Origin of the sequence: Chryseobacterium sp. sg2396, from assembly GCF_042610505.1 — a bacterium.
GTDB lineage: Bacteria > Bacteroidota > Bacteroidia > Flavobacteriales > Weeksellaceae > Chryseobacterium.
Genome location: NZ_JBHGAQ010000010.1, coordinates 48,088 through 69,873, shown reverse-complemented (window position 1 = coordinate 69,873; position 21,786 = coordinate 48,088). Strand labels below are relative to the sequence as shown.

25 protein-coding genes are annotated in these 21,786 nt (G+C 39.7%); 10 read left to right on the top strand and 15 right to left on the bottom strand.

Annotated elements, in window-relative coordinates; genetic code table 11:
* Positions 1–29: 29 nt before the first annotated feature.
* The 4 genes from accB to pdxA form a co-directional block, all read right to left on the bottom strand.
* Positions 30–515 (bottom strand): acetyl-CoA carboxylase biotin carboxyl carrier protein, encoded by a 486-nt coding sequence (gene accB, locus ACED20_RS11935; RefSeq protein WP_294199288.1) that lies wholly within the window; start codon positions 513–515, stop codon positions 30–32.
* Positions 516–642: 127 nt separating this feature from the next.
* Positions 643–846 carry a 50S ribosomal protein L32 gene (gene rpmF / locus ACED20_RS11930; protein WP_007843326.1) on the bottom strand — a complete coding sequence of 68 codons (204 nt, stop codon included), beginning with the start codon at positions 844–846 and terminating at the stop codon, positions 643–645.
* A 59-nt stretch (positions 847–905) separates the two neighbouring features.
* Complete coding sequence (locus tag ACED20_RS11925; protein ID WP_294199289.1) at positions 906–1,430, bottom strand: DUF177 domain-containing protein; 525 nt, start codon at positions 1,428–1,430, stop codon at positions 906–908.
* Positions 1,431–1,515: 85 nt separating this feature from the next.
* On the bottom strand, positions 1,516–2,607 hold the full coding sequence (pdxA, locus tag ACED20_RS11920) for a 4-hydroxythreonine-4-phosphate dehydrogenase PdxA (RefSeq protein ID WP_294199290.1): 1,092 nt from the start codon (positions 2,605–2,607) through the stop codon (positions 1,516–1,518).
* 49 nt (positions 2,608–2,656) lie between these two features.
* Between pdxA and ACED20_RS11915 the strand changes: the two genes are divergently transcribed.
* From ACED20_RS11915 to ACED20_RS11905, 3 genes are read left to right on the top strand one after another with little or no spacing between them, the layout of a single operon-like run.
* Positions 2,657–3,241, top strand: a complete 585-nt coding sequence (locus ACED20_RS11915) for a riboflavin synthase (protein WP_294233469.1) — start codon at positions 2,657–2,659, stop codon at positions 3,239–3,241.
* Between the two features lie 3 nt (positions 3,242–3,244).
* Complete coding sequence (locus tag ACED20_RS11910; protein WP_294199292.1) at positions 3,245–4,699, top strand: HAMP domain-containing sensor histidine kinase; 1,455 nt, start codon at positions 3,245–3,247, stop codon at positions 4,697–4,699.
* Positions 4,699–5,394: a tRNA1(Val) (adenine(37)-N6)-methyltransferase gene (locus tag ACED20_RS11905; RefSeq protein WP_294219772.1), complete on the top strand. Its 696-nt coding sequence runs from the start codon at positions 4,699–4,701 to the stop codon at positions 5,392–5,394. The genes ACED20_RS11910 and ACED20_RS11905 overlap by 1 nt, the downstream gene beginning before the upstream one ends.
* 6 nt (positions 5,395–5,400) lie before the next feature.
* Here ACED20_RS11905 and ACED20_RS11900 read toward each other — a convergent pair whose 3' ends face one another.
* Together ACED20_RS11900 and rpmH are read right to left on the bottom strand one after the other, a co-directional pair.
* Entirely contained in the window at positions 5,401–6,111 is a 711-nt protein-coding gene (locus tag ACED20_RS11900) for a cell division ATP-binding protein FtsE (protein ID WP_294199294.1), read from the bottom strand.
* A 154-nt stretch (positions 6,112–6,265) separates the two neighbouring features.
* Complete coding sequence (rpmH, locus tag ACED20_RS11895; RefSeq protein WP_007843334.1) at positions 6,266–6,424, bottom strand: 50S ribosomal protein L34; 159 nt, start codon at positions 6,422–6,424, stop codon at positions 6,266–6,268.
* Positions 6,425–6,657: 233 nt separating this feature from the next.
* Here rpmH and ACED20_RS11890 point away from each other — a divergent pair, with 233 nt between their 5' ends.
* Complete coding sequence (locus ACED20_RS11890; RefSeq protein ID WP_294233527.1) at positions 6,658–7,662, top strand: bifunctional oligoribonuclease/PAP phosphatase NrnA; 1,005 nt, start codon at positions 6,658–6,660, stop codon at positions 7,660–7,662.
* A gap of 158 nt (positions 7,663–7,820) precedes the next feature.
* Here ACED20_RS11890 and ACED20_RS11885 read toward each other — a convergent pair whose 3' ends face one another.
* The 6 genes from ACED20_RS11885 to tilS form a co-directional block, all read right to left on the bottom strand.
* Complete coding sequence (locus tag ACED20_RS11885) at positions 7,821–8,630, bottom strand: patatin-like phospholipase family protein (RefSeq protein WP_294199295.1); 810 nt, start codon at positions 8,628–8,630, stop codon at positions 7,821–7,823.
* A gap of 1 nt (position 8,631) precedes the next feature.
* The gene (locus ACED20_RS11880; RefSeq protein ID WP_378104749.1) at positions 8,632–9,414 is read right to left on the bottom strand and encodes an alpha/beta fold hydrolase; all 783 of its coding nucleotides are present in this window, start codon (positions 9,412–9,414) and stop codon (positions 8,632–8,634) included.
* A gap of 10 nt (positions 9,415–9,424) precedes the next feature.
* A complete protein-coding gene (locus ACED20_RS11875) occupies positions 9,425–9,934 on the bottom strand; it encodes a hypothetical protein (RefSeq protein ID WP_345766609.1) in 510 nt (169 codons plus the stop codon).
* A 63-nt stretch (positions 9,935–9,997) separates the two neighbouring features.
* Positions 9,998–10,516: a biopolymer transporter ExbD gene (locus ACED20_RS11870; RefSeq protein ID WP_378104745.1), complete on the bottom strand. Its 519-nt coding sequence runs from the start codon at positions 10,514–10,516 to the stop codon at positions 9,998–10,000.
* A 250-nt stretch (positions 10,517–10,766) separates the two neighbouring features.
* Positions 10,767–12,833: a cytochrome c biogenesis protein CcdA gene (locus tag ACED20_RS11865; RefSeq protein ID WP_378104743.1), complete on the bottom strand. Its 2,067-nt coding sequence runs from the start codon at positions 12,831–12,833 to the stop codon at positions 10,767–10,769.
* Between the two features lie 2 nt (positions 12,834–12,835).
* A complete protein-coding gene (tilS, locus tag ACED20_RS11860; RefSeq protein ID WP_294236360.1) occupies positions 12,836–14,155 on the bottom strand; it encodes a tRNA lysidine(34) synthetase TilS in 1,320 nt (439 codons plus the stop codon).
* An 86-nt stretch (positions 14,156–14,241) separates the two neighbouring features.
* Between tilS and ACED20_RS11855 the strand changes: the two genes are divergently transcribed.
* The 5 genes from ACED20_RS11855 to ACED20_RS11835 all read left to right on the top strand — a co-directional run bounded on the left by ACED20_RS11855 (position 14,242) and on the right by ACED20_RS11835 (position 18,644).
* Complete coding sequence (locus ACED20_RS11855) at positions 14,242–15,075, top strand: OmpA family protein (RefSeq protein ID WP_294199301.1); 834 nt, start codon at positions 14,242–14,244, stop codon at positions 15,073–15,075.
* 301 nt (positions 15,076–15,376) lie between these two features.
* Positions 15,377–16,024 (top strand): O-methyltransferase, encoded by a 648-nt coding sequence (locus ACED20_RS11850; protein ID WP_378104740.1) that lies wholly within the window; start codon positions 15,377–15,379, stop codon positions 16,022–16,024.
* Positions 16,025–16,098: 74 nt separating this feature from the next.
* Complete coding sequence (locus tag ACED20_RS11845; protein ID WP_294199303.1) at positions 16,099–16,815, top strand: C40 family peptidase; 717 nt, start codon at positions 16,099–16,101, stop codon at positions 16,813–16,815.
* A gap of 17 nt (positions 16,816–16,832) precedes the next feature.
* Entirely contained in the window at positions 16,833–17,300 is a 468-nt protein-coding gene (locus ACED20_RS11840) for a DUF1648 domain-containing protein (protein ID WP_378104738.1), read from the top strand.
* A 114-nt stretch (positions 17,301–17,414) separates the two neighbouring features.
* A complete protein-coding gene (locus tag ACED20_RS11835; RefSeq protein ID WP_378104848.1) occupies positions 17,415–18,644 on the top strand; it encodes a 3-deoxy-D-manno-octulosonic acid transferase in 1,230 nt (409 codons plus the stop codon).
* Here ACED20_RS11835 and ACED20_RS11830 read toward each other — a convergent pair.
* The 3 genes from ACED20_RS11830 to ACED20_RS11820 are packed head-to-tail and all read right to left on the bottom strand — an operon-like array spanning position 18,636 to position 21,014.
* Complete coding sequence (locus ACED20_RS11830) at positions 18,636–19,262, bottom strand: deoxyuridine 5'-triphosphate nucleotidohydrolase (RefSeq protein ID WP_294307879.1); 627 nt, start codon at positions 19,260–19,262, stop codon at positions 18,636–18,638. The two genes, ACED20_RS11835 and ACED20_RS11830, sit on opposite strands and share 9 nt — an antisense overlap.
* 8 nt (positions 19,263–19,270) lie before the next feature.
* Positions 19,271–20,029, bottom strand: a complete 759-nt coding sequence (locus ACED20_RS11825; protein ID WP_294220489.1) for a glycosyltransferase family 2 protein — start codon at positions 20,027–20,029, stop codon at positions 19,271–19,273.
* A gap of 7 nt (positions 20,030–20,036) precedes the next feature.
* Entirely contained in the window at positions 20,037–21,014 is a 978-nt protein-coding gene (locus tag ACED20_RS11820) for an acyltransferase (RefSeq protein ID WP_294236352.1), read from the bottom strand.
* Positions 21,015–21,214: 200 nt separating this feature from the next.
* On the opposite strand from ACED20_RS11820, the gene ACED20_RS11815 reads away from it, so the two are divergent.
* Positions 21,215–21,688, top strand: coding sequence for a lipocalin family protein (locus tag ACED20_RS11815; protein ID WP_294199308.1), 474 nt, complete (start codon positions 21,215–21,217; stop codon positions 21,686–21,688).
* Positions 21,689–21,786 lie beyond the last annotated feature (98 nt).

Below are 21,786 nucleotides of genomic sequence, written 5' to 3'. Positions count from 1 at the left end.
AAAATTTATAATCTTGAATCTAAAATTCCTTAAGATGGATCTACCAAGAATAAAGGTTGGTCGTATTCTACCGGCGTGGCATCATCCACTAAAATCTTAACGATTTTTCCGCTTACTTCAGATTCGATCTGGTTGAAAAGCTTCATCGCTTCGATCACACACACTACTTTGCCGTTGGAAACTTCATCTCCTACGTTTATGAAAACCTCTTTATCAGGAGAAGGCTTTCTGTAGAAAGTACCGATCATCGGAGATTTGATGGTTACATATTTACTGTCGTCAGATGCCGCTTCTGTATTTTGTGCAGGGGCTGCAGCCGGAGCAGCAGCTGGTGCAGGTGCTGCAGCCATTTGCTGAGGTGCCGTGTGGTAGACCGCAGGCTGTGCATACGCTACTTCGCTTCCCGCTAATGGAGTTTTAATGGTGATTTCGAAATCTTTAGTCTTGTATTTTACCTCAGATACTTCTGCTTTAGATACAAACTTGATAAGATTTTGTATGTCTTTAATGTCCATAAAATTGATATTTGATTTTGCTCCAAAGATACCAAAAAAACATAAAAAACAACAAAAAACCGCCAAATTTTATCAAAATCGGGCGGTTTTTGTATTAAAACGAGTGTTTTCGGGCGAAAACGGACTCTTAGTTTTCTTCAGTAGTCGCTACTTCTTTTTCCAATACGACTTTACCTCTGTAGTAAAGTTTTCCTTCATGCCAGTGAGCTCTGTGGTAAAGGTGAAGCTCTCCTGTTGTTGCATCTTTAGCCAATTGAGGAACTACCGCTTTGTAGTGTGTTCTTCTCTTATCTCTTCTTGTAGACGACTGTCTTCTCTTTGGATGTGCCATTGTGTAATAACTTTTTTAATTGATGAGCGATGAGATTCATCATCTCATCATTAAACTATTTAATTTTTATTCTTTAAATTTTTTAAGGCGTCCCATCTCGGGTCGCTTTCGTGTTCTTCCTCTTCTTCAGTTTCTTTCGGACTGAACTTTTCCAGGATCGCCAGATCTTCATCACTTACATTCGGTGAAATTTTCTTCATCGGAATGGAAAGAGCGACGCTTTCATAGATCAGCTGGGCAACATTAAAGGCATGGTCTGCGGTTGGGATTGTAATCACGTCTTCTTCGCTGTCGTCATATTCCTCCCCGAATTTCACCAATACTTTAATTTCATTTTCAATGGGATGATCGAAATTTTCGCTTGAAATATCACAAACCAATTCTACTGTCCCGTTTACTTTGATCTCAAATTCCAGAAATGTGCTGTGCTTGTCCAATAGAACATCTACCGCAATTTTAGGATTTGTAAATTCCTGTTCAGTGTCAAACAATTGAAAGAACTCTTTATCTATCTCAAACCTGAACTCGTGCTTGCCGGTTTTCAGCCCGGAAAAGCTTACATCATAGTTTCTTAACTTGTCCATAAAATGAGTGTGCAAAAATATGCAATTTTTTTATAATAACAAATAAAATTTCTAACAAATTAATTTTAAAATCTTCTTTAAAGATTTAGGCTTCAGAATCCTCCGGCAGATCTTCATCTATTCCGTTATCTACCGCCATTTTTCTGGGCTGAAGGCGGTTATTCATCAAATCATTGTATTCGCTTCTGTGCTTAAAAATCTTAATAGCCGTAAAAATAGCTTCCGTAAAACTCTGAGGATCTGCTATGTTTTTACCCGCAATATCATATGCTGTCCCGTGATCCGGTGAAGTTCTGATAAATGGCAGCCCGGCTGTATAATTCACGCCTTCTTCATAAGCCAGTGTTTTAAACGGCGCCAGGCCCTGATCATGGTACATTGCTAATACCGCATCGAAGTTCCTGTATTTTTCCGGCTGGAAAAAGCTGTCGGCAGGGAAGGGTCCGAAAGTCATGATGCCGTTATCCGATAATTCCTTGATGGCAGGAGAAATAATTTCAATTTCCTCATTTCCTATGACGCCACCGTCTCCTGAATGTGGATTCAATCCTAAAACCGCAATTTTAGGCCTTACAATATTGAAATCTTCAATTAATGTCTGATTTAGAATCCTGATCTGTTTTTTGATCTTTTCTTTGGAAATATTTTCAGCAACCTGTGAAAGAGGAATGTGGTGAGTAAGAACGGCTACCTTAAGATCGTCCGTCACCAGGAACATCAGCCCTTTTTTATTGAATTTTTCCTCAAAATATCCTGTGTGCCCTGCATGCTTGAAACCCATTTTTACCATTTCATCCTTATTGATAGGAGCGGTTACCAGAACATCAATTTCTCCTTTCAGTAAAGCTTCTGTGGCAGCTTCCAGAGAGTCGATAGCCATTTTGGTGGATTCTTCCGTCGGGGTTCCCAGTTCTACCGTAGAATTTTCTTTCACAAGGTTTACCATATTCAGTTTTCCGGCGTGGGCCTGTGAAGCATCGTTGATATAATTGAAATTCAGATTGAGTTTAAAAATATTTTTCTGATAGGTAAATAATTTTCCCGAACCAAAAATTACCGGCGTAAAAAAATCCGTGATGGTTTTGTCCGCCAGGGATTTCATAATGATTTCGGGACCGATGCCATTGAAATCTCCTATTGAAATTCCTACTCTTACTGTATGGTTTTTTGGGTTCATTTTGATTATCTTTGAAGATTAATAAACTACAAATTTAGCAAAAAATAATATGTTCACAGGAATTATTGAAGCAGTCGGGATAATTGAGAAGATCGAAGAAAACGGAAGCAATATCGATTTTACTTTAACCTGTCCTTTTACCGATGAATTGAAAATAGACCAAAGCCTCGCCCATAACGGCTGTTGTTTAACCGTAGTAAAAATCGAAGGCAGCCAATATGTTGTAACGGCCATCAACGAAACCCTGGAAAAAACCAACCTTGGAAAATGGGAAACGGGAACGGCAGTCAACCTTGAGCGCTGCATGAAAATGGACGGAAGGCTGGACGGGCACATTGTGCAGGGACACGTCGACAAGACAGGGGAAGTCGTGAGCATAGAAAATAAAGACGGAAGCTACTTTATTACCATACAATATGAAGATGACGGAAATTTTGTAACGGTACCACAGGGATCCATTACCGTAAACGGGATCAGCCTGACGGTTGCCAAAAGCGAGGATTCGCGGTTTTCAGTAGCTATCATCCCTTACACCTGGGAATTTACAAATATGAAACATTTAAAAGCCGGGGATAAAGTTAATTTAGAATTTGATATAGTTGGTAAGTATATTGCTAGGTTAATTAAAAAGTAGCGAATGTCAATTAATATGTATAAGGGATACAGCTTAAGAAACCGTGTTTTTTTCGGCTTTCTTCTGGTGTGCCTTTTAAGTGTTGTAGCTTCTTCGCTTGTCCCGTACTTCGTTTTGCGGAATAATTCTGAAAAGCAAAGCGAAATCGACATGCAGAATAAAACCGGTGCCGTTATGAGATTTCTGGATTATGCCATAAGCATGAAGCACACAGAAGCCCGGGATCTGCCTGAAATGCTTGATAACAAAATCTACGAAATCGCAGATATCAATCAGCATCCTATTGTCCTCTACGATCTAAGAGGAAATTATCTACTGTCCAGTGTAGAGGGAAACGAATCTTACCGTAAAGCGATACCGATTACTATTGTCAATAAAATTCTGGCTACGAAAGCCAGGGTCGACATAAAAGGATATGATGCTTCCAAAGATGCTGTTCTCACCTCTTCTTATTTATTGCTCAGAAATAATGATTTTGAACCGATTGCAATTGTGTATATTCCTTTATATCATGATGAAGGTTCTTATCTTGATGTTCTCAATACGTATCTGAAGTATATCGTTTTGGTTGATGTTTTACTGATTCTTTTCAGCGTATGGTTTAGTTGGGTGATGTCCAATAACCTGGCGAAAAATATCACCAAGTTTTCGGATATGATTACGCGTATTACGTTATTTGAAAATGAAATGCGCCCGATCCGCTATTATAAAAATGACGAACTTAATGCCTTGGCAAGGGCCTACAACCGGATGATTCTTCAGATTCAGGATCAGAAGGAAAGGCTTCGTTTTAAAGCTTCGGAAGAAGCCTGGAGAGAGATGGCGAAGCAGGTAGCACATGAGGTGAAAAACCCATTAACGCCGATGAAGCTGACCATTCAGAATTTTGAAAGGAAATTCGATCCCGAAGATCCGAATATCCGGGAGCGGGTAAAGCAGATGAGCAAAACAATGGTGGACCAGATCGATCTCATTGCCACTGTTGCTTCCGCATTTTCCGAATTTGCCAAGCTTCCCGAAAAACATAACGAGGTAATCAATCTGAATCTGGAGGTAGAAGATATTCTGCGTGTATTTAATGACGAAAGTGTTTTTATGCATGCCAATAAAAACAATATCATGATCAGCATGGATAAGATTTATCTGTCCAGGATCATTACCAATCTCGTGACCAATGCCAAGCAGGCAGAAAGCGAAGACAGGAAACTGATCGTTAATGTAGATATTGAACAGCATCAGCGCAGGGTTATGATTTCCGTGCAGGATAATGGGGTAGGAATTCCGGAAAATATGTACGAAAGGATTTTCGAACCTAATTTTACATCCAAGAACAGCGGAATGGGATTAGGTCTTTCCATGGTAAGAAAAATGGTGGAAGACTATAAAGGCGAAATTACCGTGAAATCCGAAGTGGGGAAGGGCACGACATTTATCATTACTTTACCTACCAATTTATAGTGAAATCTTTTACGTTCAGACAATTTGAGCTCCGGCAGTCGAAAGAGGTGTTCCGTGTGGGTACGGACGGTGTGCTGCTGGGTACTTCAGCAACGGTAGCTCATGCTTCCAAAGTATTGGAAGTCGGTACCGGAACAGGACTTATTTCCCTGATGCTCGCCCAAAGAAATCATCAGGCAGAATTTTTAGGAATCGATATAAACAAAGAAGCTACCGAACTGACCCGGCTTAATTTTGAAAATTCTCCTTTTGCATCCAGGATGAAAAATATTCATCAGGATTTTAAATATTTTGATACCGCAGAAAGATTTGATCTGATTGTATCCAATCCTCCTTACTTTGAAACTTCAGACTCTGAAAAAGATAAAATTGCCCGTCAGAACGTGGAATTGAATTTCAGACAACTGATTTCAAAATCAGCAGGATTGCTTACGGGAAATGGTACTTTTTCTGTGATTATCCCTGTGGAGGCCGGAATAGGATTTATGCAAATTGCGGAAGAGCACAGCCTTAAACTGACTCGCAGGATTAATATCAAAGGTATTGAGACGTCCGGTGTAAAAAGGTTGATCCTTGAATTTTCTTTAACAAAGCAACCTCTTTCAGAATCAGAATTCATTATAGAAAAAAGTCCGAGGCAATACTCGGACTCATATCTTGAACTCACCAAAGAGTTTCATGTTTTTCGTAAATAAAATATTTTATTCAAATAATTCAGCAGTATCCAATACGGAAACTTTCCCGTCCTCACATCGAATTGCCTCTCCCGGGAAATTCTGGATCATGTGATAATCGTGGGTGGCCATAACCACGGCCGCTCCGTTTTCCAAGGCTACCTGCTTCAGTAGGGTCATGATTTCATTGGAAGTCTCAGGGTCCAGGTTTCCTGTCGGCTCATCCGCTAAGATGAGGTCCGGATGATTCAGTAAAGCCCTTGCAATAGCGATACGCTGCTGTTCCCCTCCTGAAAGTTCATGCGGCATCTTGTGCTTTTTACTCTTCATATTTACACTTGCCAATACTTCATTGATGCGTTCTTCTATTTTTGCCTTATCGCTCCAGCCTGTGGCTTCCAGTACGAATCTCAGGTTTTTCTCAACCGTTCTGTCGGACAGCAGCTGGAAATCCTGGAAAACAATGCCTAATTTTCTTCTCAGGTTCGGTACATCGGAAGCTCTCAGCTTAGCAAGGTCGAAACCTACGACTGCTCCGTGTCCGGAAGCTAATGGAATATGCCCGTACAGGGTTTTCAGCAACGAACTTTTCCCGGAACCTGTTTTTCCGATAAGGTAGCAGAATCTTCCTTTTTTGATGTTCAGATTAACATCAGAAAGAACCGTGAAGTTTTTTTGTGCAATCTTCGCATGCTGCAGGCTTATGATGTTGTCTCCGGCGATATGGGTATGTGGCATAATTCAGTTTTAAAAGTACTATTCTAAAATATTTTTTCAGATTTTAAAAATAGGAAAAAGAAGACTTAGAAACCTAAGTTTTAGGAAATTTTAACAACAAAAAATGCCTGAAAAAATTCTTTTCAAGCATGATTTGTATATGATAATAAAAAGATTATCTCTTAGCGCGTGATGCACTTACAGTTAAACTCTTTCTGCCTTTAGCTCTTCTCGCAGCCAAAACTCTTCTTCCATTTGGCGTAGACATTCTTTCTCTGAAACCGTGTTTGTTTCTTCTTTTTCTTTCTGATGGCTGGAATGTTCTTTTACTCATTACTTTATGTTTAAATCGTAATTATCTATTAATTTTCAGGTTGCAAAGATATGGAATTTTTTAAAAGTTGCAAACTTTACCAATATTTTTTTGAATTTTTTAATCTCTTTTTTAGCCGGCTTTTTATAAAGCCAGGCCGGCAGACGGTTTCCCGATCATTAAAAATAATCGCCGTGATTTATTTAAAAGCTCTATCTTTGGAGACTCAAATTTAAAGAAATATAAACATCATGATGTTTACACCGGCAGAACTTTTAGAAATCAACACGTTACTTACTCCAGAAAACAAAATTGTAATCCTTACGCACTACAATCCGGATGGTGATGCGGTCGGTTCGAGTCTTGGCCTTAAACATTATCTGAGAGCAAAAGGCATTCATGCCGAAGTGATCGTTCCGAATGATTTCCCGAAATTTCTGAAGTGGATGCCGGAAGCCAAAAGGATCCTGATTGCCGACTACAAAAGGAAATTTGCTTCCGATCTCATCTACGAAGCCGATGTTATTTTCTGCCTGGATTTCAATGCTCCTTCTAGAATCGGGATCTTAGGAGACTGGCTCACCAATGCAAGAGGGAAGAAGATCCTCATCGATCATCACCAGCAGCCGGAAAAATTCGATTTTGTGTACTCCGATACCATTATTCCGGCGACCTGCCAGATGGTATATCATTTTATTGAAGCGATGGGTGACGAAAAGCTTGTGAATAAAGATATCGCGGAATGCCTGTATACCGGAATCATGACGGACACCGGTGGCTTCCGTTTCCGTTCCACCAGCGCAGCAACACATAGAATCGTTGCAAACCTTATTGAAAAAGGCGCAGATCCTGCCATGATCACTTCAAGTACATGGGATACCAACACTGTTTCACGTCTTCATTTATTGGCTTTGATCTTAGGAAGGATTGAAGTGGTAAAAGACGGGAAAGTAGCGGTATTGTACCTTACCCGTGACGAACTGAAGGAATATGGTTTCCAGAAAGGGGATACCGAAGGTTTTGTTAATTACGGATTAAGCATTATGGGGGTGAAAATGGCGGCTTTCTTTATGGAAGACCTGTATGAAGATTTCATTAAAATCTCTTTCAGAAGCAAGGATGATATGGATGTGAACCAGTTTTCAAGAAAATATTTCAATGGGGGAGGGCACATCAATGCAGCAGGAGGAAAGTCTCTTGAATCTTTGCCGGGAACTATTGAAACCTTTAAAGCCAGAGTAGAGGGAGAAGATTTATAACCGTCAACTTATTTCAATAGGCCAGCGTTTAATAAAATGACAGCAGTATCTGATATTAAAGGCTTTCAGTCGGAATTTTGATAGAAAACTTTCCGCATCCGGTTTCCCTATTCCGGCTGACTAACTGATTTTTACCTTAGGCTTAGGTTGGTTTAAACTTAAATATTACCCTTGTCAAACCGTGAATATCCCTTCTCTTCCAGCTCCTTGCATGTGTGTTCATATACTTCCTGGAACATTAGATCCAGAAACTTCTTATTGAATAAACTGAACTTTGTCATCTTAGGAGGGTCCAGGAAAATATCACAGGATTTTGCTTTGGAATACACCGATTTGGCAATGGCAAGATGTAAAATCCGGTCAAATTCTTTCATCAGACTCATTTTTTCCAGATTGTCATAGCTGATAGAATTTACGTGAGAGCCGATCAGGAAATCACATTTATCCATAATGGGTTCTATGGGAAGATTGTCCAGAACTCCTCCGTCTACATAGATTTTATCACCTATTTTTACAGGAGGTAAGATAAACGGAACGCTGGAAGACGCCAGTAACGGAGCAAACAGCTCACCTTCCGAAAAGAAATCCACAATACCGTGCGTCATTTCTGTAGCAGCAACATAAACCGGGATTTTCAGGATGTTGAAATTATCTTCCGGAAAATAATCTGTAAACAGCTTCATGATAAACTTAGAGCTGAAAATGCCGTTCTTGGAAAGCTTCAGATAAGATCTGGAGAAAAAAGTGGTCTGTTTTACGATGTCCATCATTTCATCCGGAGTTTTCCCCAGAGAATAAAAGGCGCCGACAATGGAGCCTGCACTGGTTCCCGAGATAATATCAGGCTTCAGATTGTACTCTTCCAAAGCTTTGAGAACGGCGATATGGGCGATTCCGCGCATGCCCCCGCCTGAGAGCGTCAGGCCGATCACCGGCTTCTTTTTTTTGAAGGAGAAAAAATCAAACATATCAGAAAACCAGGTGTTTCGGAAGATTATGAAGGAGTTCGGTATTGATGATCGCTGCACAGACAGCGGGTTTTTCCCAGTGGCCGTTGTGTCCGCAGTCGAGGATGTACGATTTAATGTTGGTACGGTCGGGCAGGCCTTTGATAAGAGCTTCTGTTTTTACGGCATTATCATGTTTCCCGGCAAGGACCAAAATTTTAGCCTCCAGGTTTTCGAGGATATGCTTTTTATCGGTCCGTTTCACCATTCCTTTTACGGAGGCGAGTACACCCAGATTATTGGTGGAAAGAGCAACCTCAAGGGCGGTTTCTATCTTCCCCTCCAGAATATCTCTTTCATTGGGATTAAACAGATTCGGGACGCCGGCTCTGGCGTAATGGGGAAATGCATCTTTAATGATCCGGTAACTCTTAATGCGTTGTTCTTTTTTTTCTGCATCATCAGGGAGATAGGTAGAGAAAAACAGCGTAAGGCTTTTCAGAGATTCCGGATATTTCTCTGCAAAGCCCAGGGAAATATAGCCTCCCATGGAATGCCCGAGCAGATGGACTTTATCCAGGTTCTGATCGTCGAGTACTTTTTTTACCTCTTCCGCCATCATTTCCATGGTCTGGACTTCTGCGACAATTTCCGATTGGCCGTGGCCGGGAAGATCGATTTTCAGCAGTGAAAAATGCTCGGATAGGTAAGGTTCCATATCGCTCCATATCGAAAGGTTTTCCATAAAGCCGTGCAACAGGACGAGGATTTCCTTTCCGTTTCCTTTTCTCTCGAAATTCAGCATAATTCAATAATTAAAAGTGAATGTCAATATATTCAACAAATCCCGAACCATTTACCATATCCTGCAGTCTGTACGTTTTTCCGCCGTCTTTAGACATAAAGGTTTTTGTTCCCCGTCTTACGTACAGTTTTCCGTTTTCGCTTCCAGCAACACTTTCGGAAATATTTCCTGTGAAATTCATGTGCTTGTCGGAGACTACTGCCATAAAACCATCGATGTGTACATAGCTTTTACCGGATTTTATATCTCCTTTAATATTATAATGGTCGGCTTCTCCCTTTATTTTTTCAAAATGTACAGAACCTGGATTTTTTATCGAATTATGAGTGAATGTATGGGGCCCGCTGAAATCCTTAAAATGGTTTTTAGACCGGATGCTGTCATTGATTTTCGTTCTCGCAGCATTAATGGAATCTACTATTTTGGCAGTGTCTGCTTTTTCGGGAACAGGAGTAGCTTCTTTTTTAGAACATGAAACAAGTACGGCCGAAACAGCGAGTGCGGATAAAAAGTTTTTCATTCAGTAAAATAATTATATCCAAAAATAAATAAAAAAAGAGCATTCTAAAAATGCCCTTCCTGTTTATTTGGTTAATTCTTCGTAAACTTTCTTTTCCCACGGTTTGATGTCGGTAATGCCATAGCGTTCTTTTTTAGAGATGGCAATATTATCCAGTACATCAACGAAGTTTTTATAATTCGCATCATCGGTCGGCTCAATAATGATCGTGAAATTTTCTTTTTTAGGTGCTTTGTTGTAAGCCTCGGAGATGATTTTGGTAATATTTAGTCCGTTGAAATCCGTTTCTTTCAGATTGTCTTTACTCAAATCTTCTTTAGCCTGCTGGTGGTAAAATACCCTGTTGTCTTTGCCGAGGATAAAGGTAACCTGGTTTCTGACATCAACTACATCACCTGGATTATGCAGTCCTTTTGCCGGCAATCCCAGATCCATCACATTCGGTTTTGTAAAATTGGTGGTGAACATAAAAAAGGTAATCAACAAAAATCCCAGATCGACCATCGGCGTCATATCTACGCGGATCAGTTTTCTTTTTTGTTTACTGCCGCCCTGTTTTTCCTGTGCAATTACTTCTGCCATAATTATTAGTTTTTAAATGTTAAACAGTTTTAATAAGGTATTGAATACTTCTCATTATGAAATAATAAATACAAAATTTGTACCCAAAAAATAAAATTAGTGTTAAATATTTAATTGAATAATGGTTTTTGTATTAAATAGGTTATGTGTCATTAGAATGAGTCATTATCCGTTAATTAATGACCTGTTCCGCAGGTAAAACAAAAAACTCACGCCTTTCAGCATGAGTTTTAAAAATATTTTGAAATTCTTATTTATTCTGTTTGTAATAATTGACACCGCACTCAAGGAACTTTTTGAATTTTTCCTTTTCCATATATCCGGAAACCGGGGTATTGATTACTTTTCCGTCCGGAGTGAGCAACACGTAATGCGGCTGGGAATTGTTGTTGAAATTCGCGGTTTGGAACAGGCTCCAACGGTCTCCGATGGTCTGTACTTTTTTCATCTGTCCGTCACCGAGATCGATTTTGGTCTTCTGTTCTTCAGGAAGCTCTTCTTTATCATCTACATACAGGGAAGCAAGGACTACGTCGTTCTGAAGGATCGGCAGAATATCCTCCTGGCTCCAGACGAACTCTTCCATTTTACGGCAGTTTTCGCAGCCATAGCCCGTAAAGTCGATCAGGATCGGTTTATCTTCCTTCTTGGCAATTTCAATGGCTTTGAAGAAATCGTGTTCAGGATGCATGCCTAGGATTCCGTCTTTTTCATCATGGAAATAGCTTACGTTCAGCGGAGGTAAAATTCCACTTAGCAATTGCAGTTTTGGCCGGTCGGATGGGATCAGTCCCTGGATCAGGTAAATTACGAAACCGATTCCCAAAATACCCAATACTTTTCTGGTGATGGAAATTTTAGGCTTTTTATCATCATGAGGGAATCTGATCAATCCGAACAAATAGATCGCCAGGCCGATGGCCACAATGATCCAGATACCGATGAACAGTTCTCTTTTAATTAAAAATGTTTTGGAAACAAGATCTGCTTTTGAAAGGAATTTTAAAGCCAGAGCCAGCTCTACAAACCCTAAAACAACCTTTACCGTATTCATCCATCCTCCGGATTTAGGAAGGCTCTGCAAAGCCTGCGGGAATAAAGCCAGCAATCCGAAAACAATGGCCCACGCCAGTCCGAAACCACCCAAAGCGAAGGTCAAAAGCATCGGAACGTTGGCTGATCCGGTAATGGCGCTTCCCAGTAAACTTCCCAAAATTGGTCCTGTACAGGAGAAGGAAACAATCACAAGGGTTAAAGCCATAAAGAAAATTCCGATAATTCCACCGGCTTCTTCAGCTTTGGAAGATTTATTGGCAATGGAACTTGGCAGTGTAATATCATAATATCCGAAAAAGCTTCCTGCAAAGAAAATAAAAATGATAAAGAAAGCAATATTCAGCCAGACATTGGTTGAAATTTCATTGAAAATATTTCCGGCTATCCCGTCGATCAGGTGGAAAGGAATACTTAACAGAACAAAGATCAGAAGGATGAAAAACCCGTAGATCAGAGCGTCTCTCTTTCCTTTTGCCGGGTTTTTATTGCCTTTCGTAAAGAAAGAAACAGTTAGCGGAATCATTGGGAATACACAAGGTGTAAGTAATGCAATCAGTCCGCCGATAAACCCTAACAAAAGATAGGTCCAGTAATTTTCATTGATTTTGGAAGATCCGGTTCCGCAGTCCGTCAGCGGATTTTTTATATCAATAGACGATATTTTCAGTTGCTTGGGATCCAGGGCTGCTGCTTTGGCTACAGGCGCAGTAGTCTCAACAACACTTATCGTATCGGGTGAGGGCTGCAGGGAATCTTTTGCAGCTTCAGCTTTTTCATCTGTTTTTGCAGGTTCAGCAGTTCCTTTCGGGCTAACCTGTTTGTTGAATTCTACCGTATTCGGTGCAAGGCAAACCCTGTCATCGCAGGTCTGATAGGTAATTTCAGCAACAACATCGCCCGGCTTGGTTCCGTCCTTTAATTTAAATTTCTGCTTAAAGCCCGCTGCATTGGAATAATAAACGATTTTTCCGCCAAAAGCTTCTGAAAATTCTTCATGCTTTTTACCGGTTTCCGTAAACTTTCCAATCAGTTCGATGTTTTTTCCCGAAACTTTGTAATCCGTCGGAATACCGGTGTCCTCCGGAAGGTCTTTGGAGTAAATGTGCCAACCGTTTTCTATGATTGCATTCAGTACGGCTTCATATTGATTGTCGCCTAATTCGTTGATTGTAAATTTAAATTTTACAGGATTTTTGATTTGTGCATTGATTCCGGTTGCCAGAAACAACAGAATCAATAAAAACCAGTTTTTAAATTTCATTTTTACTTTTTATTAAAAATTTTGAGAACAGCTTCGGTATTCTCATCCCTAGAATATCTTCGGTCCTGCCGGAAAGGAATCACCCCAAGTACGGAATTTTCGCCATCGGTCAGAAGCCATATTTTTTGCCTTGCTAAAATAGATAATTTTTCGTCCCTAAAAAACTTGGAAACTTTCTTTTTACCTGAAAATCCCAAAGGATAAAATTCATCCCCTTCTTTCGGCCTCCGCAACCGCAATGGAAAGCGAAGTTTCAGTGCGTCAAAATCCCAGTTTATGCTTTTATTGATTTCCTCAATTCCCGTTATATTTTCGAGATTAATTGTCATCCGGTTTTCGGAAAAGTCGAATTTCTCCATCAAAATAATTTCGTGTTCAGATTCCTGTACCTCTTCTTCTGTTTTTTTGCTTAAAACAAGTTCATTATAATTTATCATCAGCTGATGGGTTTCCGATAAAAATAGGCTCCCGTTTCCGGCAGTAAAAATTTTAGGAATTTCCTTTTCCTGATGAAAGCCGTATTTTTTCAGAATCTCAAATTTTACAAAATCACTTTCATTGTTTAGCTTTTCCTTTGACAGAATTTTATGGGAAGGGTTAAATATCGTTATTCGGTTTTCAATATCCAGGATCTGCTGCTGAATAAACCCCCGGGCCTGATTGAGATAAGAAGAACTCTTTCTAAAATTTTCTAAAAAATGCTCATTGGTTTCCATCAACTTGGGAACTATCTCATTCCTGATTTTATTTCTTAGATAATCACTTTTTTTATTGGAAAGATCTTCCCGGTATTCAATCCTGTTTTCTTTCGCGAAAGTGTAGATTTCCTCTTTTGAAAAAGGCAGCAAAGGCCGGAGGATATGATTTTCATTGGCGGGAATCCCGCTCAGTCCATTAATTCCCGCAGCTTTGGAAAGGTTGATGATAAAGGTTTCCAGCTGATCGTTCAGATGATGGGCCGTCACCAGGAATTCCAGATTTTCATTTTTCCGGATCTGTTTGAAAAAAGTATACCTCAGTTCCCTTGCCCAGAGCTGGATGGAATTTTCAGGCTTCCGGTCTTTTTCCGAAACCGAATATAAATGAAATTTAATATAATGCCTTTTGCAGAAATCCTCCACTACTTTCTGGTCCTGCTCAGAATCCTCTCCGCGGAGTTTATAATTGATGTGGGCTACTTGAAATGCAATCCCTAACGTCTTAAAACACTGGGCCAATACCATAGAATCGGCGCCGCCGCTAACCGCAAGCAGATAGCTTTGATTTTCAGGACTATGAATTAACAGGGCCAGCTGGTTTTTAAATGCTGATATGTCCAACATAGAGATTCGGAATTTCTTTCTGCAAAGATAATCCATATAATTAAATTGAATTTTGTTACCTTTGATCCGTCTAAAAATGATTATTTATGAAAATTTTTAAAATTTTAGCAGTTTCTGCAATGGCGCTGGGAATGACATCTTGTATCAGCAAAAAGCAGTATGATGCGTTAAGCACAAATTACAAGCAGTGTATAGAAAACGTAGGAGAAAGGCAGAGGGAAATTCAGGATCTGAAATCTCAGAATTCAGCTTTGGCCAGTGAGAATAGTTTACTGAAGAGCCAGCATGATGCGTTGAAATCTTCATTGGATGCGTGTCTGTCGAACTCAGGGAAAAGCTCTGCGAATATCGATAAGTTAGTTGGGGAAATCAACTCTTCAAACTCATACATCAAGCAGCTGATTTCAAACAATGCGAAGAATGACAGTCTGAACATGGCTTTATCCAATAAACTGAAGAGATCTTTGGATAACGTAGCAGACAGCGATGTTCAGGTAAAAGTGCTGAAAGGCGTGGTTATGATTTCGCTTTCAGACAAAATGTTATACAAAACCGGAGATTACAATGTATTGCCTGCCGCTCAGGAAGTGTTAGGAAAAGTAGCGAAGGTAATCAACGACTACGACAAATATTCCGTACTGATCGAAGGGAACACGGATAACGCCGCTTTAAACTCACCGAACCTGCCAAGAGACAATTGGGATCTTTCTGCTTTAAGAGGAACTTCGGTAGCTAAAATCTTACAGACGCAGTTTGGAGTGGATCCGGCAAGGATTACTGCAGGAGGACGTTCAGAATACAATCCTAAAGCAACCAACATGAGTGTTTCCGGAAGAGCTGAAAACAGAAGAACCGAAATCATCATTATGCCTAAGCTGGATGAATTCATGAAACTGATGGACATCGCGCCGAAGAAATAATTTTAATCGTCTAACCGACATAAAAAGAAATCCCGAAGTCATTCGGGATTTTTTTATCTTCTCAAATTAAATCTTGTTGTTTTAATAAATAATTCTCTTAAAAAATGAATTGGATGTTTATGGGTAAGTAGTTTTTCAGAAAATATGTTTGCATATGTTTTTACTCTTAGACAAAAAATTAGACATATCTTATATTTTTACTGTAATTGCGCCCGGGATTTTCTATATCGGCAGAATATTCCGGTTTTTACACTCGTTTTTGTTATATTTAAGTAAATTTGAACTGCCTAAAATTTGTAGAATGAGCTTTTTTGAAGAAAAAAATCCGGAGATGGACAGGTATCTGGAAACACACGCTTCGTCGGAACCTGAAATGCTGAGAAAACTGAGACGTGAAACCTATCAGAAAACTACGCAGCCCCATATGATTTCCGGGTATCAGCAGGGAAGATTATTAACGATCATTTCCCAGATGATACAGCCGGAAAATATTCTGGAAATAGGAACTTTTACCGGATATGCCACGCTATGTCTTACTGCGGGAATGGCTAAGAACGGGAAGATCACCACTCTGGATGTGAATGAAGATCTGGCCTATTTACCAAGAAAATTTTTTTCGGAAAGCGAATTTTCCGGGCAGATCCATTTTAAGCTTCAGGATGCCAAAGAATTTTTAAAGGAAACCAATGAGATGTTCGACTTGGTGTTCATTGATGCCGATAAAGAAAATTATGCGGAATATTTCAGGCTGATCAAGCCGAGAACGAAATCGGGATCGGTCGTGATGTTCGATAACGTGCTCTGGTACGGAAAAGTGCTGGAAGAAAATCCAAAACAGAAATCTACTCAGGTGATTAAAGAACTGAATGATTTGATCGCGAAAGACGACGATTTTGAAAATCTTATTTTACCTTTGCGGGACGGGGTAAACTTCCTGAGAAGAAAATAGACGAATGAGTATAATGTGAGGATCATGTGTCATTTCTAAGCTTTATTTTCAACCTGTAAACCAAATATAAACTGATGAATAAAGGAATTTGTAGCGTTACGGTAGCACCAGTCCGGGCGGAAGCATCCGACCGTGCTGAAATCGTCACGGAAATACTCTTTGGCGAAAGTGCGGATATTCTGGAAGTGAATAAAAACTGGACCAGAATAAAAATGCATTACGACGGCTATGAAGGATGGATGGATACCAAACAGCTCCGTCCGGTTGAAGATGAGGTACTTGCAAAACGTAAAGTGACGGTTGTTACCGAAGATTTCGCTTCCGTATTGATGAACGACGGAAAAACACTGCTTTCGATGGGTTCGGAAGTGGAGTTTCCGGTGGTTGCTTCAAAAAGAAGCCATGAGGTACGCGAAAGCATTGCTTTGACGGCAAAAGAATTTATCAATGTACCTTACCTGTGGGGCGGGAAGAGTTTCTTTGCGGTAGACTGTTCCGGCTTTACCCAGCTGGTCTATAAAATCCACGATATAAAATTACCGAGGGATGCTTCCCAGCAGGTAAATGTTGGCGAATCCTTAAGCTTTGTGGAAGAAAGTCGGCCCGGCGATCTTGCTTTTTTTGAAAATCCGGAAGGGAAAATCGTACATGTCGGGATCATGCTGGAAAATCAGCGAATTATTCATGCTTCCGGAAAAGTGAGAATCGATACGCTGGATTCTACCGGGATCTTCAATATAGAACTGAACAAGCACACGCATAAACTGAGAGTGATTAAAAGTGTGCTTTAACTTAAAATCTGTCTGAAATGGAAAATATTCTATTTACTGTTTTTGATATTTTAAATTTCGTACTACTGGTTTTTCTGTGGTGGTTTACCGTAAAACAGTATAAATCTTTACCACAGGTCATTCCGATCCATTTCGATTTCGACGTAAAGGCGGATAATTTCGGGAATAAGAAATATGCCTTTCTGATGCCGGCGGTCTTAACGGGTCTTTATTTTCTATTTGCCTACGTGGTCAGAAGTCCGGAGTCCTCCAACTATCCTGTAGAAATTACCGAAGCAAATAAAAATGCACAGTTTTTGATTATGAAAATTTTTGTAAGATGGCTTTTTCTGTTGATTACATTGATCTTTCTGAACGGCCAGGATTATATGTTCCGATATTCCAAAGATGAGAAGGCAAAACCAAGGGTTGCCGTGTCTTCTACGCTGTTTTCGGTAATCGGAAGCCTGATCGTCCTGTTCATCTTCGTAGGTATTTTTAAATGATAAAACAATACGGTTCCAATGGTACAGACAGAAACACTTCTGTGGGTGGTTAAAATGGATGCTGTTTCAGATCCTTCAGCATAAATGATTGTGAAAAATTAAAATTGAATTATGATGGCTTTTCTGTATAATCTGTTCATCCATCTTCTCATTTTCGGGATGAAAATGTTTTCTTTATTTGATGATAAAACTAAAAAAGGCGTTGAAGGCAGGAAAGAATCCCTGCAGAAAGTAAAAACCGAGTTTTTAAAATCCGATAAAGTGATCTGGATGCATGCTTCGAGCTTAGGGGAATATGAACAGGGGCTGCCTGTTCTGGAAAGATTGAAAAACCATTTCTCCGATCATAAAATCCTGATAACTTTCTTTTCACCTTCCGGATATGAGCATGTGGTTAAAAAAGAAAATATTGCCGATGTGATCTGCTATCTTCCTTTTGATACAAAATCCTGTGTAAAAGAATTTGTACGCCAGTTTGATGTTCAACTATTTTTTACGGTGAAATATGATTACTGGTATCATCTGTTGGAAGAGCTGAAAAGCAAAGGAGCCAAAACCTATGTGATTTCTGCTTTGTTCTACGACCGCCAGTCTTTCTTTACCTCTTACGGGAAATGGTTTGTAGGGCAGCTTCAAAAAAATATTGACTGGTTTTTTCATCAGACCCAGATGTCTTATGCGCTGGCAAAAAATGTTGGATTAACGAAATCCTCAGTGACGGGAGACACAAGATTCGACCGGGTAAAGCAGCTACGAGACCGCAACAACCATGTTGATTTTATCCGGGAATTCATCGGAAAAGATAAAGCTGTTGTCTTCGGGAGTTCATGGCAGCCGGAAGAAAAAATAGTGGAAGAAGTTTCACAGTTGAGCCCTTATGCAAAGCTTATTGTTGCCCCGCATGATCTAAAAAGGGTTGAGGCCCTGAAACAGATGTTTCCGAATGCCCTTTTGTACAGTAAAATTGATTCTTCCGTAGCTGGTTTTAATTCCCATATTTTAATCATAGACAGCATCGGACTTCTGTCGAAACTCTATTCCTATGCCGATATCGCCGTAGTGGGCGGAGGTTTTCACGATGCGGGCCTTCATAATATTTTAGAAGCGGCAACTTTTGGTGTTCCCGTAATTTTCGGAAATCATTATAAGAAGAATCCGGAAGCTGATGAACTGATTTCCGTTGATGGAGGCAGAGCTTTTGAAAATACAGGACTTGCCGCCGATTTTGTTCTGTTTCTGATCAATAACGAAGAATTGCTTAAATCAATGTCTGAAAATGCTGAAAAATTCGTTTCCGAAAAATCGGAATCTACTGAATTGATTCTGAAGAAGATTCTAGCGTAAAAAGCCCCGGCTTTTAATGTCTTTGATAATTTGGTCGAAATTTTCGGGAATCCGGTCACTGGTCAGCCAATTGAAATCGATTCCGTTGTTGATGAACAGCTTAGACAGGTATTTGTTCTGAAGGATTTTTTCTTTCAAATGGTCAAGGTGTTCATCAATCTCCATCCAGTAATCAACATCCAGTTTTCTGGTTAGCAGAAGAGCCTTTACCGTTTTGTTGATTAAATACAAGTACAGTTTATAAACATTATCGAATCTCTGGCGGCTGAGGTCTTCGTTATGCTTCAGGATTTCATTTACCAAAAGGATATTCAGGGAAACTTCCCCGAACTTATCGGTGGTAATCTTTACATGTTCGGTAATTTCCGCACTGATCTTACGGATAATCGAAAGGAAATATTTCTGGTTGCTGATGTATTTTGAAGCCAGCAGAACTTTCTCCTGCACAATTTCTTCCATCGCATCGCGTTTATTATCGGTAGTTTCGGGATCGATCAGCTCGAAATACAGTTTTTTAGACAGCAGCTTGTCTTTCTTCAGCAGTCTGAAAATCAGCTTATCCTTTTCCACAGATGAAAAATTGCTGAGGGCAGCTTTAAACTCTTTTGAATATTCCATTTTTAAATTTAATTAAAAATTTTCGAATATTTCAAAAACCCGTTAAGGGCCCAGTTGGCGGTATAGTATAAAGAAGTTAGGGTGGAAAACCCCATAAACTCTTTGTAAACAAGATATTGGTCTTTAATGATGTTTTTCTTTTTGCGGGAAACACTGTTTTCGCGCATCCTGTATTTTGCCAGCGTCTTATTCAGAGGATAGCCTTTCGGAATTTCTTTCAGCAGATTCAGCCACATCACGTGATCTTCACGCTTGCTTTTTACCGGGAAGAAAAATTTTCCAACGCGTTGGGTGTCATATATTGTTGAAACAGGGGCCAGTCTGCACGTTTTAAGAAGATTGGAAAACGTAACAACCGTATCCGCTTCAAAATCCTTTAAAATCGGCTCCATCGAATGTTCATCACATCTTGAATAGTTGCAGTATACCAATTCTGCTTTGTTTTCCTGCATGAAATCCGTCATCGTTTCCAGATATTCCGGGAGCCAGAGGTCATCGGAGTCCAGAAAGGCGATGTATCTTCCTTCAGCCCTTTCCAGGCTTTTGTTGCGGGCATTTCCTGCACCGGCGTTCTGTTCCAATATCTGAAGTTTGATTCTGGGATCGTTGTATTGACGGATAATCTCAACCGTATTATCGGTAGAACGGTCGTCGGAAATCAGCCATTCCCAGTTTTCATAGGTTTGGTCCAGGACCGACTGTATCGTTTCCCCGATGAATTCTGCGGAATTGTAAGAAGGCGTAATAATGGAAACAAGTTCTTTCATTCGTGTTTTATAAAAATTTTTTCTCGTAAAAATGCCATGAACTTATCCCAACGGCGATCACCACAAGCATACAGGCTACAGCCATGAGATAAGGATTGTAATCCCTGAAAAGACCTAATGTCGTAAAAGTCCGGATAATCGGAAAGTGGAAGATGTAAATGCCATACGTGAAATCCCCGTACTTCCCGAAATTGTTGAGAAATTTAAAAGAATAAGCGATGTATAGCACAATAATCCCGATCATCATCGGCGAAAAGAATTTGATGTTAAAAATCAAATCGATCCAGACCGTAAGAATGGCGATGATAAAAAGCGTGTGCTTATGTTTGATGAACAGATCAAAATTAAAATAAATCAGCATTCCCGGAATAAAGTATGACAAAGTGCCCGGAAGCTGCTTGGCTACGGAGATCTTATTCAGCGATTCAAAATAATTAAGATAGATCAAAGAAAGGAAATAAATAACGATTAAGCTGATATTTCTATATTTATTATTCTTTCCGAAAAGGAGAAACAGCAGAGGAACAGAAAAATAATAGCTCATTTCGATCTTGAGCGTCCATAAAGCTCCGTTCACCGCCTGATTTCCGAAAACTCCAGGCAGCCACGGTGCCTTGAAATTCAGGAAGATGGAATTCCAGAACAGGTATTTGTAAACCTGGGTGTTGCTGAAATATTCCTGAAAAGTGTAAGTGCTGACAAGGCTCAATAAAACAGCGCAGAGGAAAACAACCAGCAGATAGGCAGGAACAATTCTCCGTATCCTTTTTTTGATATAACTTTTGAGGCTCGACGAGCGCTCGTAGCTTCTGGCAATCAGAAAACCGCTTACTACAAAAAATCCGAAAACAGCAATTTCTATAGGGCTGTTCTCAAAAATTTTAAGATCGGGAGAAGCACTCAGTGCCCCCAAATGCCCGACGAAAACGATAAAAGCGAGAAGAACACGGATGAAATCAAAATTATTTTTCGTTAAGTCCTGCATTTGCATTGTTTTGTGCAAAAATAGTTTTTTTCACAGAATACAAAAGGGTTGCGGTTGATGAATGTTTATTAAATAAAGGTCATTTAAAGGATTTTATAAAGGCCGTAATCAGAAAATGATAAATTTTAATAATATTTTTTCAAAAATATTGTATAATAATATAAATAAATCATAATTTTAGCCCTTGAAAAATTTGATACATGAAGAAATTAGCATTATTATTTGCAGGTTTATCATTATTCGTAGCAACGGGTTGTAACAACGATACCACGGAAGTGATGGAAGCTCCGCTGGTAGGAGTGTGGCAGCCGGTAAAAAAAGTAGTAACCAGAGTGCCAACCGGTGGGCAGCCGGTTTCCGATGGGATTTCTTTTGATACTACATGCCAGCAAACATCAAGATGGACTTTTTCCTCTGGAAACGCCGGGAAAAGAAAAGATATGGGAGACAGCTCAACGCCGGGAACCTGTACGCCTACTTTCGACAGAACCTTCAGCTATAGCTATGATAAATCAAGCAAAGCGATCCAGATAAAATATCAGGGAATTGTTGAGCCTGATCAGGGAAGGATCATCAGCATCAGCGATACTTCTTTAAATATAATGTTTGAAGATAAAACGGACCCTACAGAATTTCATTCCGAAACCTATACCTTCAAGAGAATTCCACAGTAATGCTCTGAACGAATTAATCAACATACAATACAGGATCTCATCTTCGGATGGGATTTTTTGTTTTATGAGATTTAATTCAAAATTAAATTTACATTTCT